Below are 15998 nucleotides of genomic sequence, written 5' to 3'. Positions count from 1 at the left end.
ATCGTTCCCGTGAAGACATCAGCACCCCGTACCCGCCGCGCCGCCCTCGCAATCGCCGCCGCCGTCCTGGCCGGCCTCGCCCTGCCCACCACGGCGAGCGCCGCGCCGGACGGCGCCCGGAACCCCGGCGACGCCGAGGCCGCCCCGGCCCGCTACAGCCACCAGACCCTCGACTGGCAGCCGTGCGCCGGGCAGCCCGCGCTGGAGTGCGCCACCATGGCCGTCCCCCGCGACTGGCACCACCCGGGCACCGGGGCCGACCTGACCATCGCCGTGTCCCGGCACCGCGCCGGCGACCCGGCCCAGCGCAAGGGCACGCTGCTGATGGCCGCCGGCGGGCCCGGCGCGTCGGGCCTGCTGCGCCCGGCCGGCCTGGCCACGTCGGCCCCCAAGGTCGGCGCCGCGTACGACATCGTGAGCTTCGACCAGCGCGGGGTGGGCCGGAGCACCCGGGCGGTGTGCCAGACCCCGGAGGAGTTCCAGGAGTTCCTGGCCGGCGACTACCGCGACCAGTCCCCCGAGGCGATCGACCGCGTCGTCGCCAACGCGCAGAAGCTGGCCGCCAGTTGCCAGGAGCACAGCGGCGACCTGCTGCCCTACCTGACCACCGAGCAGACGGCCCACGACATCGACCTGTTCCGCTCACTGCTCGGCGAGAAGAAGCTCAGCTACTACGGCCCGTCCTACGCCTCGATGATCGGCGCCTACTACGGGACGCTCTTCCCGCACCGGGTCGAGCGGATGGTGCTGGACAGCAACGTCGGCTTCGAGGGCACCTGGGAGAACTTCGAGCTGGGCCAGCCGATGAGCTTCCAGCGCCGCTTCGACGAGGACTTCGTGCCCTGGCTGGCGGCCCGCAACAGCACCTACCACTGGGGCTCGACCCCGGCGGAGGTGCAGGCCCGCTGGGAGCAGCGCCGCGCCGCGCTGCACGACAACCCGATCACCGAGGGCACGCTGACCATCGGCCCCAACCAGTTGGACAACGGCGCGATCGGGGTGATCTACGAGGAGGCCAACTTCCCGTTCCTCGCCCAGGCGTTGACCGCCGTCGACAACTGGCAGGGGGCCGACCCGGCGGCCAAGGCCATGGCCGGGCAGGTGTTCGGCCACTACCTCAGCCCGGAGTTCCTCGCCGAGTTCTTCTCGGTGACCTGCGCCGACACCCCGTGGACCAAGGACATGGACACCTGGATCGAACGCGGCGCCGAGAACGCCGCGCACTGGCCGCTGGTCGGCGCCCGGACGCTCGCCTTCAGCGCGGTCTGCGCGTCCTGGCCGACGGCCCCCGGGCCGCAGGTCAAGGTGACCGGCGCGCACCTGCCGCCGGTCCTGATGCTCAACTCGGTGCACGACCCGGCGACGTACTACGAGGCCGCCCTCGGCGCCCACCGCGCGCTGCGCGGCTCGCGGCTGGTCACCGTCGCCGGGAACGGCGACCACGGCCAGTACCCCACGTCCAACACCTGCGTCACCGACGTGGTCGAGCGCTACCTGCTGGACGACCGTGCCCCCGAGCACGACCTCACCTGCCCTTCCCCGCAGGCCGGTTGAGAAAGAAGCAAGTTGAGCGAGGCCGGCGCCCGCTGACCCAAGGCAACGGTCAGCGGGCGCCCCACCGCGTGCGGAGCCAGGCGAAGGCGGCGGCGGGGCGGGAGAGTTCGCGCGGTCCGGAAGCACCGTCGCTGGAATCGGACGCACCGTCGCTGGAATGATGACCGGAGGAAGTGTTCGTCAGATCGTTCGCATCCCCATGATCCATGGGGGTGGTCCTACGGCGTCACCGCGGGGCGTGGTGCGTGTCCCCGCAGTGCTCGCCCGTCTCGTCGTCGGGGAAGCTGACGGCCAGCGTGACGCGGTACTCGTAGACGTCGTCCCGGTGCCCCGGCACGCGGGCCCAGGCGAGCGAGTGCACCTCGGCCCCGGGCGCCTGCCGACACCAGGCGGCGGCCTCCTCCAGCGCCCGCGCCGCCGAACGGCCTGTGCACACCACGGCGGTGTACGCGGCCACGGCGACGTCACCCCCGCTCCGGCCGACCCGGGACACCGCCCGGACGGCAGCGGCCGCCTGGGCCAGGTCCCGGGCCAGGTCGTCGACCACTCTCGGGGGTGCCGGCAGGACCACCGGCCCCCCGGCGACGATCTCCGGCAGGTTCGCGCTCACAATCCGGGCCTCCATCCACACGGTCACGGGGCACAGCATGCCGGGCGGGGCACACTGGCATGCCCACTTTCACCACAACATCACCCGTCCAGGGCCCAGTTGGAGCCAAAGCCTGGCGCCGGCGCGCCCGCCCTGGTAGGAGGAGAGGCCCCTGGTGTCCGCAATCCGGGCAGGTCAGGCCCGGTGGACGGCGGGCGGCGCCGGGGCGCCCGGAAGACCGCGCACGTACCACCCCCGCGACCCCGGCCGCCTCTTCGCCCCCCTGGGTCCGCCCGCATCGCCTCCGAACGCGCACGCCCAATCCCCGTCAAGGGCACGGGAAGTGGCGCATTCACCTTTCGGTGGGCTCCTGGCCGCCTCGTTGACACCCTGGTCCTGTCGGATCGTCGTGATACTAATCATCCCGGCGGCGGGATTCGTCATTCACAGCAGGCACGATGATGACGGCCCGTCCGTTATCGGGGCGATCTCGGGACGGTTCCCGAGACGATGCTCGGGACGATTCCGGTTCTCGGGACGGCCGAACGGCGACGGGGAGGGGCACGGCATGGCGGCGAGGTTCGGCAGCGCGGACAGTGGGCGCAAGGTACGGCTCGGCAAGCGGGTCACGGGCACGACGGCGGCGTTCACCGCCCTCGCGGCCCTGACCGGTTCGCAGATGACGGGCCTCGGGCTGGCCCCGGTCGCCGCCGCCGACGCCGTGACGGCGCAGGCCGGTGACGGCGGCACAGCCGCCACCCCTGGCGTGCCCGGCAGCGGCCAGGCCACCGGCACCGCACCCGGCACCGGCATACCGGCCGACGGCGGTGGCACCGTCTCGCCGCCGCAGCCGCCCGGCGCCCAGCCCGGCGTGCCCTCCACCGGGCCGTTCGCCGCCACCGGTCCGGCCCTGCCCGCAACCGTCTTCGCGGCCTACCGCCAGGCCGAAGCCTCGCTCGCGACCCGCTCGCCGGGCTGCCACCTGCCCTGGCAACTGCTCGCCGGGATCGGCCAGGTCGAGTCCGGCCAGGCCGACGGCGGCCACGTGGACGCCGCCGGCACGACCTTCCGCCCGATCCTCGGCCCGGTGCTCGACGGCACCGGCGGTAACGCCGCGATCCCGGACACCGACGGCGGACGCTACGACGGCGACTCCCGCTGGGACCGCGCGGTCGGGCCGATGCAGTTCATCCCGTCCACCTGGGCAACCTGGGGCGTGGACACCACCGGCAAGGGCAAGGCCGACCCCAACAACATCTTCGACGCCGCCGAGGCCGCCGGCCGCTACCTGTGCGCGAACGGCCGCGACCTGTCCGACCCGGCACAGCTCGACCGGGCGATCCTCAGCTACAACTACTCGGGCGAGTACCTGCGGACCGTCAAGAACTGGATGGCCCACTTCGGCAGCGGCTCGGTGACGACCTCTCCGGACCGCCCGGCCCCGCTGTCCCCCCTGTTCCCGCCCTTCCCGCTGCCGGGGACGTCCACCGGGATCACGACGGGCACCGGTGTCACCACGGGGAGCACCCCCGGCAGCGGCACCACCACCGGCATGCCGACCCCGGTCCAGCCGCAGCCCTCGCCGAGCGCCCAGCCGACCACGCCCGGCACGCCCACGGCTCCCACCACGCCGACGCCGACCGCGCAGCCGACGACCCCTCAGCCGACGACCGGCCCGAACCCGAGCCCGACGGCGGCGCCGTCCCCGACGGCCACGCCGACGCCCACCGGCTCGCCCTCGCCGAGCGCCACCCCGACCGGCACGCCGTCCCCGACGGCCACCCCGACCGCAACGCCCACGGCCACCCCGAGCGGCACGCCGACGGCCTGCCCGAGCCCGACCGCCACGGCCACGGGCTCCCCGTCCCCGACCGGCACCGCCACCCCGACCGGCACCCCGTCCCCGACGGCCACGCCGAGCGGCACCCCGACGGCGACCCCCACCGCTCCCGGCTGCGCCACCGCGACGCCCACGGCCACCCCGAGCGCGACGGCGACCACGACGCCCAGCGCCACCGTCTCCCCCTCGGCGACCCCGTCCCGCCACTGACGCACCACACCGTGCGGCCCGGCCTCGTCAACGGGGCCGGGCCGCACGGCCGTTCCACAAAGCTCAGTCCACGAAGCTCAGTCCTCGGAACTCAGTCCTCGGAGCTCAGTCTTCCTCGTCGTCCTCCGGCACCCACCCCGCCGCCCGCTCCCGCTCCTCCTGCACCCTGATCGGCGGGTCCGGGTCCAGGTCCGAGGCGCGCGGCAGCTCCGGCCCGTCCGGGCCGAGCCGGACCACGGGCTCGACGCGCACCAGCTGGAACCGCCGCCCGGCCGCCTCGACGGTGTTCGCGCGGGAGGCGTCCAGCCGGTCGGCGGCCTCCGCGTACGCGGCGAGCTCCTCCTCGTCGAGGCCCGGGTTCAGCATCGGCGCGAACTCCCGCAGGTAGGCGGCGAGGCTGTCGCGTGCTGCCTGCGGGGTCTCGCAGGCGCCGGTCATCGGGCCCCACCGCCCGTCCCGCTGTTCGGCGACGGCGCAATGCACGGGCAGGACGAGGACGTTGGGGTACTGCGCGGAGGCGAGCCGGGCGTCGGCGCGGACCTCCTCGGTGATGAACCGGCCGGTCGGCACCAGGCTCATCAGGTCCAGCCGCACGATGCCGTCGACCAGGGTGACCGCCGCGGCCGGGTCGATCACGTAGCCGTCGACCCGCGAGGGCGCCCGGTGCCCCTGGCCGACGGGCGCCGGGTCGGGGTCGGTGGGGCGCGGCGGTTCGACGCCGTCGGGTCCGCCGCGCAGCACCTGTTCGGCGCGGAAGATCCGGTACTGCCGCCCGGCGACGGTCAGTTCGTCGAGCTTCTCCCACTCCAGCCGCTCGTAGGCGGCGGTGTAGGCGGCGCGCTCCTCGTCGGTGATGTCCCAGGGGGCCTCCCAGCGACCGCCGGGTTCGCTGTTCGCCCAGCAGCGGAAGGTGTGGCCGAGGTCGTCCCGGGCGGTCTGCGGGGTGGTGTTGTGGAAGCCGAGGATCCGCCAGGCGCCCTCGGGGGTGCGCTCCAGCGCGCCGAAGACCGGCGGCATCATCAGCAGGTTCGGGTAGCGTCCGCGCGATTCCCAGGCCTCCAGGCCGGCCACGGCGGAGACCGGGTCGTCGGTGTGGGTGACCCGGATGGTGAGGTGGTCGGGAAACGGCACCGCGTCGTCGTCCATGCGGCCAGTGGTAGCGCAGCCGGCCGTCGCGTGGGGCGGCCTTGCGCGAAGTCCCCTCGTTCCGGGGACGGTTGTGGCACCCTGCGCTACCCCTGCTCGGCCTGGGCGGACCCCTGCTCGGCCTGCGCTACCCCTGCTCGGCCTGGGCGGACCCCTGCTCGGCCTGCGCTACCCCTGCTCGGCCTGGGCGGACCCCTGCTCGGCCCGCTCAGCTTGCTCGGCCCGGGCGGCCCGCCGGGCCTTCTCGACCCGCCAGCGGCCGAGCATGCCGTGCAGCTCCTCGATCATGAACTCGAAGAACTCGGCGCTCTCCGCGAGCCGGCCCAGCCGGGCGGTGCCGCCGTGCGCCGCGACCGCGTCCGGCTGCCCTTGGCCGACTACACCTGGGGCGCCATGCTCGGCCTGATGGCCGTCCTCGCCGGGCTCATGAGCATCCTGATCGTCACCCGGCACACCCGGGCCGAGGAGGAGACCGGCCGCGCCGAACTCGTCCGCTCCGCCGCCGTCGGCCGGCACGCCCACCTCGCCGCCGCGCTCGCCACCGCCGCCGCCGACCTCGCGCTCGGCCTGCTGCTGGCCGCCGGGCTGCCCGGCCTCGGCATCCCCGGCCTCACCACCGGCGGCGCCCTGCTCTACGGCGCGGCGCTCACCGCCGCCGGGCTGCTGTTCGCCGCCGTGGCCGCCGTCACCGTCCAGGTCACCGCACACGCCCGGACGGCCTCCGGCCTCGCGCTCGCCGTGCTCGGCGCCGCCTACGCACTGCGGGCGGCCGGGGACTCCGGCGACAACGGCCTCGCCTGGGCCTCCCCGATCGGCTGGCTCCAGCGCACCTACCCGTTCGTCGACGACCGCTGGTGGCCGCTGCTGCCCGCTCTGGCGCTCACCGCCGCCGTCGGCGCGGCCGGGTTCGCACTGAGCACCCGGCGGGACGTCGGCGCGGGCCTGCGCGCCGCCCGCCCCGGACCGCCCGTCGGCAGCCCCGCCCTCGGCACCCCGCTCGGCTTCGCGCTGCGCCTGCACCGCGGCCTGATCGGCGGCTTCGCGACGGCGCTGCTGCTGCTCGGCGCGATGTACGGCTCGCTGCTCGGCAACGCCGACTCGATGCTCAAGGACGTCAGCCAGATCAAGGACGCCCTGGCCCGGCTCGGCGGACACACCCTGGCGGACTCGTTCGCCGCGCTCACCATGCTCGTGGTGGCCGTCGTCGGCGCGGTCTACGCCGTCCTGGCGATGCTGCGCCCGCGCGCCGAGGAGACCGCCGGACGGACCGAACCGGTGCTCGCCACCGGGGTGTCCCGGGCGGGCTGGCTGCGCGGGCACGTCGCGGCGGCGCTGCTCGGCTCGACGGCCGTGATGCTGGCGGCGGGCGTCGGGTTCGGCATCGCGGGGGCGCTCTCCAGTGGCGACGGGGGCGCGTTCCTCCGCCTGACCGGCGCGGCGCTGGCGTTCGCGCCCGCCCAGTGGGTGACGGTGGGTTTCGCCGCCGCCGTGTACGGGTGGCTGCCCCGCGCCACCCAACTGGCCTGGCTGCTCCCGGCGTACGCGTTCGTGATCGGGTACTTCGGGCCGCTGCTCAAGTTCCCCGAGGGGCTGGACCGGCTGTCGCCGTTCGGCCACGTGCCCCGGCTGCCGGCGGCGGCGATGGACTGGACGCCGCTCGCGGTGCTCACCCTCGTCGCAGCCGGGCTGATCGCCCTGGGGCTGGCCGGGTTCGGGCGGCGCGACCTGTCGCAGGACTGACGCGGTGGGCCCGGTCCCGGGACCGGGCCCACCAGCTCCACGATCTGTCAAGCCCACCGGGGAGGAGGTTGCGTGGTGATTGCGTGCGGTCCAGGTCGTCCATCCTGAGTGCGGACGGTCGGACGTCTGGCGTAGCCCGTGGGCCGGGACCGAACGATCAGGGGCTCGGGGAGCTTAGGGTCGCTTCGGGAGGCCGCAGGTGGGGGTGACGGCTGCCTCCGTCCGTACTCCATTCTTCCGTGACATGCCTGACTCATGCTGGGGGGACCACCATGTCCGAGCACGAAGGAACACCGGCCGCTCCCGACACCACCTCACGCATCGGCCGCCGCCGTCTGCTGCGGGCGGGCCTCGGCGCGGGCGGCGCCGTCGCCGCCGTCCGCCTCCTGCCCGGCCAGGCCTGGGCCGCCGGGCCGTCCACCGGCGCCTCCGCGTCGGGCCCTGCCGCCGCTGTCGCCCCGCTCGCCGCCCCCGCTGCGGCACAGCCCTGGCCCGACTGGGCCCGCCACGCCCGGCTCGCCGACGGCACGTTCAACGAACTCGCCGACATGCAGGCCACCGTCGACACGCTCAAGGCCCAGAACGTCAGCGTCATCGAGCTCGACACGATCCTGTCCGACTGGCACACCGACGCCGAGTTCGCCGCCCACATGGACCAGGTGAAGACCTTCACCGGCCTCGCGCACGCCGCCGGTCTGAAGGTCGTCATGTACTACCCGTCCCTGGAGGTGATCTCGCCCGGCGGCGAGAACGGCCCCTCCTTCTACAAGAACGACCAGGGCGGCGCCTGGGTCCAACGCTCCCTCGACGGCAAGCCGAACGTCTTCTACGGCAGCCTCGTGGTCTGGCTCAATCCGGGCGACGAGAGCGTCTGGGTCAGCCCCAACTCCCCCTGGCGGGACTACTACCTGAACCGCATCAAGCTGCTCGCCGCCACCGGTGTGGACGCGATCTGGCCGGACGTCCCGATCTACTTCGACGGCGTGCTCTCCTGGTGCGACGCCTCGACCTGGGGCGTGGCCGCCTTCAAGGCCGACACCGGCCTCGACCTGCCGAAGGCGGCCGACTACGGCGACCCGGTCTTCCGCCGCTACGTCGAGTGGCGCCACCGCAACCTCAATCAGTGGCAGCTCGACATCGCCGCCGCCGCCCGGTCCGTCAACCCGGCCGTCGTCATCTTCTCCGAGACCGTCTCGATGGACTACCGCTACGCCACCTCGATCGGCCTGGACGGTGCCTACCTGCGCCAGGCCGACGCCGGCATCAGCCAGGTCTGGGAGGTGGACATCCTCGGCAACTACGACGGCATGCGCCACGCCACCGCCTCCGACTGGATCTGCCTGATCTCGATGTACAAGTACGCCCGGGCGGCCAGCGGCAGCAGGCCCGCCTGGGCGTTCTCCTACGGCTGGCAGCCGGACGACGCCTCGCTGGTGCTGTCCCAAGTGATCGCCACCGGCTGCAACCCGTACGAGGTGAAGACCCCGTACAAGAACGCGGGCGTCGACGCGGCCATGCGCACCCGGGTGTACGGCTTCGTCCGGGCCAACCAGGAGCGGATCTTCGACGCCGCCTCACTGGCCCAGGTCGGCGTCTACCACTCCAGCGCCTCCCGGGACTACGTGAGCCCGACCGAGGGCAACGGGATGTACGTCTCCGTGACTCCCCCGGCCGGAGTCACGGACTGGTGGGGCGGCGGCCAACCCGCGATGAGCTGCGCCTCGATGCCGTGGCTCGGCGAGTTCCGGGGCACCGTCAAGGCGCTGGTCTACGGACACGTCCCGTTCGAGACCGTGACCAGCCCCGGCCTGACGGCCGCCGACCTGGCCCGGTTCAAGGTGCTGCTGCTGCCCAACCTCCAGGCGGTCTCGGACGCGGAGGCGGCCGTCCTGCGCGGCTTCGTGTCGGCCGGCGGAACGGTCGTGATCACCGGGCCGAACCCCACCGGGATGGACGAACTGGGCGGCCGGCGCGCCGAGTTCGCCCTCTCGGACGTGCTCGGCCTGCGGAGGGCCGACCCGCTGCCGGCCACCGGGCAGAACGCGTACGGCGCCGGCACCTGCTGGTACGTCCAGTCCCTGCCCGGACGCAGCTACCTCACCACCACCGACCAGGCCTCCGCCGACCAACTCCTCACTCCCGTACGGCAGTCCGCGCCGCCGGCCGTCACGCTCGCCGGGGACCGGCGGATCTTCCTGGAGGCCCGCCGGCTGGGCAACGACACCGTCGTCCACCTGGTGAACTTCACCAACTTCGGCGACACCCAGGCCGACTTCCGCACCACGCCCGCCAACTGCACACTCTCGTACGCCCTCCCGGCCGGTGTCACCGTCGCCGCCGTCACCGTCGCCACGCCCGACGGCACCGACCCGACGCCCAAGCCGGTGCCGTACACCGTCACCGGATCCACGGTCAGCGTGCCGCTGACCGTCGTGCAGTACTCCCTGGTCACCATGACGGTCCAGTAGCGGCGCTCGCACAAACACTTCACCGGGCAGAGCCCGGAGTTCACCGGCACAGGGCCGGTCCCGAACCCCTCGGGACCGGCCCCTCGGCATGTCAACCACCCATCGGCCGATCTTGCGAGCGGCGCGGGTGCGATTCCGATCACGCAGCGGCGAGCCGGGGTGATCGGACGTCTGACGTAAGCCTGTCAATGGTGTCTAACCGAACCGGGATCACTGAGGCTTAGGGTCTGATCGCCGAGAGAGCCCGCAGGTGCGGATGACGGCTCCTCCGCGTGATCCTCCTCCGTTTCATTCGCGACATGCCATTCATGCCGAGGGGACAGCCATGTCCGATTTCGAGAGAAGAACACCGGCGGTACCGGGCTCCGCCACCGGCCGCATCGGCCGCCGCCGGCTGCTGCGCGCGGGCCTGGGCGCCGGTGGCGCCGTCGCCGCCGCCCGCCTGCTGGCCGGCCCCGCCCGGGCCGCCGCGCCGACCGCCGCCTCTGCGGCGGGGCCGACCGCCACCACCACCCCCACCGTTTCCCCGACCGACCAAGCTCCGCCGCCGCCCTGGCCTGAGTGGGCCCGCTACGCCCGCGTCGCCGACGGCACCTTCCAGGGCACCGCCGACATGCAGGCCGGCATCGACGCCCTGAGGGCCCAGAACGTCAGCGTGATCGAGCTCGACACCATCCTGTCCGACTGGCTCACCGACGCCGACTTCACCGCCCACCTGGCCCTGGTGAAGACCTACGTGGACAAGGCCCACGCCGCCGGCCTGAAGGTCGTCGTGTACTACCCGTCGCTGGAGGTGATCTCGCCCGGCGGCGAGAAGGGCCCCTCCTTCTACAAGAACGGCGAGGGCGGTGCCTGGGTCCAACGCTCGCTCGACGGCAGGCCCAACGTGTTCTACGGCAGCGTCGTCATCTGGGTCGGCCCGGGCGACGAGAGCGTCTGGCTCAGCCCCAACTCCCCCTGGCGGGACTACTACCTCAAGCGGATCAAGCTGCTCGCCGGCACCGGCGTCGACGGCATCTGGCCGGACCTGCCGCTCTACTTCGACGGCGTCCTCTCCTGGTGCGACGCCTCCACCTGGGGCGCCGCCGCCTTCAAGGCCGACACTGGCCTGGACGTCCCCAAGGCCGCCGACGACAACGACCCCGCATTCCGCCGGTACGTCGAGTGGCGCCACCGCAACCTGCTCCAGTTCCAGCTCGACATCGCCGCCGCCGGCCGCTCCGTCAACCCGAACCTGCTGACGTTCTCCGAGACCGTGCCGCTCGACCACCGCTACGCCACCCTCACCGGCCTCGACGGCGGCTACCTGCGCCGGACGGACAACGCGACCACCCAGGTCTGGGAGGTGGACGTGCTCGCCAACTTCGACGGCATGCGGCACGCCACCGCCACCGACTGGACCTGCCTGATCTCCATGCTCAAGTACGCCCGGGCCGCCGGCGGCACCAAGCCCGCCTGGGCGTTCTCGTACGGCTGGCAGGCCGACGACGCCTCCCAGGTGATGGCCGAGCTGCTCGCGACGGGCTGCAACCCGTACGAGGTGAAGACCCCGTACAAGAACGCGGGCGTCGACGCGGCCATGCGCACCCGGATGTTCGGCTTCGTCCAGGCGAACCAGGCACGGATCTTCGACGCCGCCTCGCCGGCCGACGTCGGCGTGTACCACTCCACCGCCTCGCGCGACTACGTGAGCCCCACGGCCGGCTCCGGCAGCGGCACGTACTTCAACGCCAACCCACCTGCTAGTGTGCCCGATTGGTGGGCCGGAAGCTCCAGGTCGAGCTGCGCCTCGATGCCGTGGCTCGGCGAGTTCCGGGGCACCGTCAAGGCGCTCGTGTACGCGCACGTCCCGTTCGACACGATCACCAGCCCCGGCCTGGCGGACGCCGACCTGGGCCGGTTCAAAGTGGTCCTGCTGCCCAACCTCCAGGCGGTGGCGGACGCCGAGGCCGACCTGATCCGCGGCTACGTCCAGGGCGGCGGGACGGTCCTCATCACCGGCCTGGCTCCCACCGCTCTCGACCAATTCGGCACCCCGCGCGCGGAGTTCGCGCTCTCGGACGTCCTCGGCCTGAAGAAGGCCGACCCGCTTCCGGCGAGCAGGAAGACCACCTTCGGCACCGGCACCTGCTGGTACGTCCAGTCCCTGCCCGGACTCAGCTACCTCACCACCACCGACCAGGCCTCCGTCGACCAACTGCTCGCGCCGGTACGGCAGTCCGCACCGCCGGCCGTCACCCTGACCGGCGACCGGCGGATCCACCTGGAGGCCCGCGTGCTGGGCGGCGACATCGTCGTCCACCTGGTGAACTTCACCAACTTCGGCGACAGCCCGGCCGACTACCGCACCACCCCGGCCAACTGCACGCTCTCGTACACGCTTCCTGCCGACACCGCGGTCACCGCCGTCACGGTCGCCACGCCGGACGGCACCGACCCGGCGCCCAAGCCCGTCCCGTACACCGCCACCGGGACGACGGTCAGTGTGCCGCTGACCGTCGTCCAGTACTCGCTCGTGACGGTCTCGACGCAGTAGCCGCCCGGGCCCAGAGCTCGGGCTCAGAGCTTGGGCGCGGCGATCCGCCAGAGCGAGGCCGGGTTCGACTCGCTGCCCGGCGACGACTCGAAGGCGATCCACTGCCCGTCCGGGGACCAGCTCGGCGCTCCGTCGTAGGAGCCGTCGTTCCTGGTCACCCGGACGGGTTGCCCTCCGTCCGCAGGGACCACGAAGATCTGGGCGTTCTCCAGGTTGCCGAGGTTGGACGAGAAGACCAGGAAGCGGCCGTCCGGCGACCAGGTCGGATCCGTGTGCTCGCCGGGCGAGTCGGTGACTTTGCGCAGACCGGTGCCGTCCGCGTCGACGGTCCACAGTGCCCAGCTCTCGCTGCCGCTGGTGCGCCGCTGGAAGACGATCCGGTCGCCCTTCGGGGACCAGTTGGGCTGCCGGTTGTCGGTCTTCGTGCCCTTGCCGTCGACCAGCCTCACCGGCGCGCCGCCGCTCTTGCGGATCTTCCAGATCGAGTCCTGCTCGGCGCTGTCGCCCTGCACGGAGGCATGCTCGGGCTCCCAGCTCTGCTGGAAGACGATCCACTCGCCGTCCGGGGAGAAACTCGGCTCGTTGAAGCCGCTGTTGTCGTCGTGGGTGGTCACCCGCTCGGGGCTGCCGCCCGGCTTCATCGTCCAGACCTCGTCGTGCCCGGAGTCCCGGTCGGTGGCGAAGGTGAACGCGCCGGCGGCGGCGTTCCAGCTGGTGCCCGGGAGGTTGACCGCGGCCTTGTCCGGGTCCTCCAGCACCTTCTTCAGCGTGCGGTCGCCCTCCAGCGGCAGCACCCCGAGGGCGGCGGCGCCCTTGTTGTAGCCCTCGGCGAACTCGGTCATCAGCATCGAACCGCCGTCGGGGGCGAAGGCCGGGTTCTGCGCGCTTCTCTTCCCCTCGGCGCGGTAGAGCAGCTCGGCGCCGTCGGCGCGGCGCTCCCCGGCCGGGGCCCCGCCGGTGGGGGCCCCTCCGGTCGGTGCGGCGCGGGTCCGGTCGGGGTCCGGCCCGTCATCCGAACCGGAGCTGCTGCATCCGGTGACCAGCACCGCCGCGGCGGCCGAGGCGGCAATCATCGTACGAATCCTCATACGCATCAACCTAGTTGAAGCATGCTCAGGAATGTGGACGGGAGATGGACAGACGGTGCGGCCCCCGGCCCGCGCTCAGGCGTCGCCGTCCAGCAGGTGCTGGTGCACCTCCTGGAACGTCCAGGCGCCGCCGCCGGTCCGGGCGAACACCCAGACCAGATCGAAGCGGTCCGGCCACGCCGTCGGCGCACCGCTGCCGCTCGCGCCGAGTGCCTCGACGATCCGCGGGATCCGGGAGTGCTCCCAGCAGATCAGCACCGGCTGGGCACCCGCCAGGGCGGCCCCCGCCAGCGCGGTCTCCTGCGACTCGGCGTAGGTCGTGTCGACGGTCAGCCCGAGCCCGGCGGCCAACGGGGTGACCGTCTGCCGCATCCGGTGTGCCCCGGCGAGCGGGCCCTGGTCGGTGGCGGCGAAGATCCGGGCGGGCCGCCGCAGCCCGGCGACGGGCGGCTCGAACAGCTTCGGCAGGGCCTTCGCCCGGGCCCAGCCGCGCTCGGTGAGGGACTTGCCGTCCTGGGCGCCGTTCTCGTCCAGGCCGGGGTGGCTGCCGTCCGGCTTCTCGCCGTGCCGGATGATCATCACGAACGCGTCGCCGCCCGGGTCGCTCGCCCGGGCGGCGCTCGCGTTCGCCGCCTTGGCCGACTTCTTCGTGTTCGATGAGCAACTGGTGAGCAGCACCGGCACGGCGGCGATCAGGCCGGTGAGGAGCATGCGGCGGGTGGAGTTCGTGCGGGCGATGGTCACTCGGCGCCCCGCTCAAGCCGGACCAGCACGTCCACGGCCGTGCCGCCCCCGCCTCCGTCCCCGCCGCCCTTGTGCCCCGGTTCGCCGCCGACCGGGCGGTGGACCCGCTCGGCGCGGACGGTCCGCAGGCCGTGGCCGGCGAGGTCCGCGAGCACGTCGTCCGGGGTGTACAGCACGCGCGGGTCCTGCGGGCCGCCGACGCCCTCGGTGAGATTGCTCAGGTCGTGCCCGATCACCAGCAGGGTGCCGCCGGGCGCGAGCGCGTCGGCCGCGCGGCGCAGCGCGGCGCGGCGGTCCCGGGCGGGCACCTGGAGGTAGGCGACCAGGACGAGGTCGTAGCCGACGGCCGGGGGCTCGAAGGTGCGGGCGTCGTCGTGCCGCCAGGTGAGCCGGTCGGCGACCTCGTCGGGCAGCTCGGCGGTGCGCCGTTCGGCGCGCTCGACGGCGACGGCGGAGAAGTCCAGCCCGGTGACCTCCCAGCCCCGGGCGGCCAGCCAGATGGCGTTGCGGCCCTCGCCGGCGGCGACGTCGAGGGCGTGGCCTGGGGTGCGGCCGGTCAGTTCGCGGACCACCCACATGTTGGGCTCGGCGCCCCACACCAGCTCGGTCGCGGCGTAGCGGTCGTCCCAGTCCTGGCTGTCCATGGCGAGTCCTCCGTTCGGCGGGCCTGCTCGGTAGCGGCCAACTTACCGGCCCCCGGGCGCGGCCACCGGGAAGGGTCCAGCGGGCGGACATGCCTGACGGGGAGTACGCGGGCACTCTTGACGGCGGATAATGGCAGAGGGCCGCGCGGATCGCTCGCCGATCCGCGCGGCCCTCAGGACTGCAAGCCCTAGTCCCCGCCGCCGAGCCCGAGTTGGGGGAACAGGTCGGTGAACGGCTGGGTGGTGACCGAGACGCTTCGCCCGAAGGGGTCGTCGAAGTCCCAGATCATGAACAGCAGGAAGGCGATCAGCGCACTGAAACACCCCGCCAGAATCAACTCCCTTGGTGTACGCCGGATCTGGAGCGCGAACAGCATGCCGATGGTGACGATCGCCCCCACGACCAGGCCGAACCAGACCACCCCGGGCATGGTCGGACCGGCGTTCTGGCCGCGCGCGTTGCGGGCGTCGTCGGCCTGGCCGATCCGGTCCATGATCGGCTGGTAGGACTGCGCCTCCAGCTCGGACGCCGGCGCCCGGGTCGCGACGTCCGCGCGCACCTTGTCCAGCAGTTCGGTGCCCTTGTCGGAGATCGCGCCGTGGTCGCGCATGTACTTCCACTCGACGTCGACCACGTACGAGACGTACGCGTCCACGTCGGCGCGGATCTTGTCGCGGACCTCGACCGGGTAGACCACCGCCCGGTCGCTCACCTCCTGGAGCGACTGGGCCTCGCGGAACACGTCGTCCTGGGCGGCGCCGCGCGCCTCCCAGACACCCGCGATCGCGAGGCCGAGGACGATCGCGTAGACCACGCCGATCATCATCGTGATGTACTCGATGACGTCCGGAGTCTCGTCGGCTTTCTTCTCGGTGCCCACCCGGCGATGCCGCAGCACCACCACCGCCACGACGACGGCACAGGCCGCCGCCATGGCGATGGCCAACGCCACCCATTCGGACATGGGGACTCCCTTCTCTGGCTTGGCTTGGGGACAGGGGATGTCGGAGGCGGACCCGGACACGGCGGGTCCGGGCCCGGTCGGGGCCGGTTCGGAGCGGAGCCGGTTCGGAGCGGGGAACCGGATCTCGGGCCGTCAGGCCCTCACGGGCGATCGTCAGGACCGGCCGTCAGGACCCGCTGGAGCGGCCTCGGCCGCCGCCACGACCCGGGCGCAGCGCCGCCGCCGCGATCACCGCGGGCACGGTGACCAGCAGCATCGTGGTGGTGGCCGGGGCGCTCCGGTGGTGCAGCGGGGCGGCCATGGGCTTGCTCGCCACCACGTGGTAGACGGGCGTCGGCGCCGGGGTCGGCCACGCGGGGCTCGGCCGGACCGGGCTCGGCACGACCGGGCTGGGAACCGCCGGGCTCGGGGCTGCCGGGGCCGCCGAGGCGGACGGCGGGGGCGCAGCGGGCGCGGACGTCCGGGGGGCGGGCG

At 73.4% G+C, this 15998-nt stretch carries 11 protein-coding genes and 1 pseudogene; 5 read left to right on the top strand and 7 right to left on the bottom strand.

The genetic code is table 11. From position 1 onward, the window contains the following. Positions 1-9: 9 nt before the first annotated feature. A complete protein-coding gene (locus KV557_RS36105; RefSeq protein WP_308130242.1) occupies positions 10-1554 on the top strand; it encodes an alpha/beta hydrolase in 1545 nt (514 codons plus the stop codon). Between the two features lie 226 nt (positions 1555-1780). Here KV557_RS36105 and KV557_RS36100 read toward each other — a convergent pair whose 3' ends face one another. Beyond that, the gene (locus tag KV557_RS36100; RefSeq protein ID WP_218205824.1) at positions 1781-2191 is read right to left on the bottom strand and encodes a hypothetical protein; all 411 of its coding nucleotides are present in this window, start codon (positions 2189-2191) and stop codon (positions 1781-1783) included. Between the two features lie 520 nt (positions 2192-2711). Between KV557_RS36100 and KV557_RS36095 the strand changes: the two genes are divergently transcribed. Further along, positions 2712-4193, top strand: coding sequence for a lytic transglycosylase domain-containing protein (locus KV557_RS36095; RefSeq protein ID WP_218205823.1), 1482 nt, complete (start codon positions 2712-2714; stop codon positions 4191-4193). 105 nt (positions 4194-4298) lie between these two features. On the opposite strand, the gene KV557_RS36090 is transcribed toward KV557_RS36095, so the two are convergent. After that, positions 4299-5339: a DUF5954 family protein gene (locus KV557_RS36090; protein WP_218205822.1), complete on the bottom strand. Its 1041-nt coding sequence runs from the start codon at positions 5337-5339 to the stop codon at positions 4299-4301. Between the two features lie 270 nt (positions 5340-5609). Between KV557_RS36090 and KV557_RS36085 the strand changes: the two genes are divergently transcribed. The 3 genes from KV557_RS36085 (at position 5610) to KV557_RS36075 (ending at position 12083) form a co-directional block, all read left to right on the top strand. Beyond that, positions 5610-7079: an ABC transporter permease gene (locus KV557_RS36085; RefSeq protein WP_218205821.1), complete on the top strand. Its 1470-nt coding sequence runs from the start codon at positions 5610-5612 to the stop codon at positions 7077-7079. 272 nt (positions 7080-7351) lie between these two features. Further along, positions 7352-9547: a hypothetical protein gene (locus KV557_RS36080; protein WP_218205820.1), complete on the top strand. Its 2196-nt coding sequence runs from the start codon at positions 7352-7354 to the stop codon at positions 9545-9547. Between the two features lie 325 nt (positions 9548-9872). Next, a complete protein-coding gene (locus KV557_RS36075) occupies positions 9873-12083 on the top strand; it encodes a hypothetical protein (protein WP_218205819.1) in 2211 nt (736 codons plus the stop codon). Between the two features lie 23 nt (positions 12084-12106). Here KV557_RS36075 and KV557_RS36070 read toward each other — a convergent pair whose 3' ends face one another. The 5 genes and pseudogenes from KV557_RS36070 to KV557_RS36050 all read right to left on the bottom strand — a co-directional run. Further along, positions 12107-13171: a TolB family protein gene (locus KV557_RS36070; protein ID WP_218205818.1), complete on the bottom strand. Its 1065-nt coding sequence runs from the start codon at positions 13169-13171 to the stop codon at positions 12107-12109. 75 nt (positions 13172-13246) lie between these two features. Further along, positions 13247-13915 carry a hypothetical protein gene (locus KV557_RS36065; RefSeq protein ID WP_308130241.1) on the bottom strand — a complete coding sequence of 223 codons (669 nt, stop codon included), beginning with the start codon at positions 13913-13915 and terminating at the stop codon, positions 13247-13249. Beyond that, positions 13912-14559 (bottom strand): class I SAM-dependent methyltransferase, encoded by a 648-nt coding sequence (locus KV557_RS36060; RefSeq protein ID WP_218205817.1) that lies wholly within the window; start codon positions 14557-14559, stop codon positions 13912-13914. Before KV557_RS36060 ends, KV557_RS36065 begins: the two co-directional genes overlap by 4 nt. A 188-nt stretch (positions 14560-14747) precedes the next feature. Then, positions 14748-15524: a bestrophin-like domain gene (locus tag KV557_RS36055; protein ID WP_218205816.1), complete on the bottom strand. Its 777-nt coding sequence runs from the start codon at positions 15522-15524 to the stop codon at positions 14748-14750. A 166-nt stretch (positions 15525-15690) separates the two neighbouring features. Continuing rightward, positions 15691-15998: pseudogene (locus tag KV557_RS36050) on the bottom strand (hypothetical protein); the annotation flags it as partial.

Source organism: Kitasatospora aureofaciens (assembly GCF_019192735.1).
Classification (GTDB): Bacteria; Actinomycetota; Actinomycetes; order Streptomycetales; family Streptomycetaceae; genus Kitasatospora; species Kitasatospora aureofaciens_A.
Note: the sequence above shows the minus strand (reverse complement) of the source record. Positions and strands in the feature narration are given on the sequence as shown.

Coding starts and splice junctions, on each gene's coding strand:
- KV557_RS36055 (WP_218205816.1), bottom strand. CDS start 15,524: ATGTCCGAATGGGTGGCGTTGGCCATCGCCATGGCGGCGGCCTGTGCC.
- KV557_RS36060 (WP_218205817.1), bottom strand. CDS start 14,559: ATGGACAGCCAGGACTGGGACGACCGCTACGCCGCGACCGAGCTGGTG.
- KV557_RS36095 (WP_218205823.1), top strand. CDS start 2,712: ATGGCGGCGAGGTTCGGCAGCGCGGACAGTGGGCGCAAGGTACGGCTC.
- KV557_RS36080 (WP_218205820.1), top strand. CDS start 7,352: ATGTCCGAGCACGAAGGAACACCGGCCGCTCCCGACACCACCTCACGC.
- KV557_RS36090 (WP_218205822.1), bottom strand. CDS start 5,339: ATGGACGACGACGCGGTGCCGTTTCCCGACCACCTCACCATCCGGGTC.
- KV557_RS36075 (WP_218205819.1), top strand. CDS start 9,873: ATGTCCGATTTCGAGAGAAGAACACCGGCGGTACCGGGCTCCGCCACC.
- KV557_RS36070 (WP_218205818.1), bottom strand. CDS start 13,171: ATGAGGATTCGTACGATGATTGCCGCCTCGGCCGCCGCGGCGGTGCTG.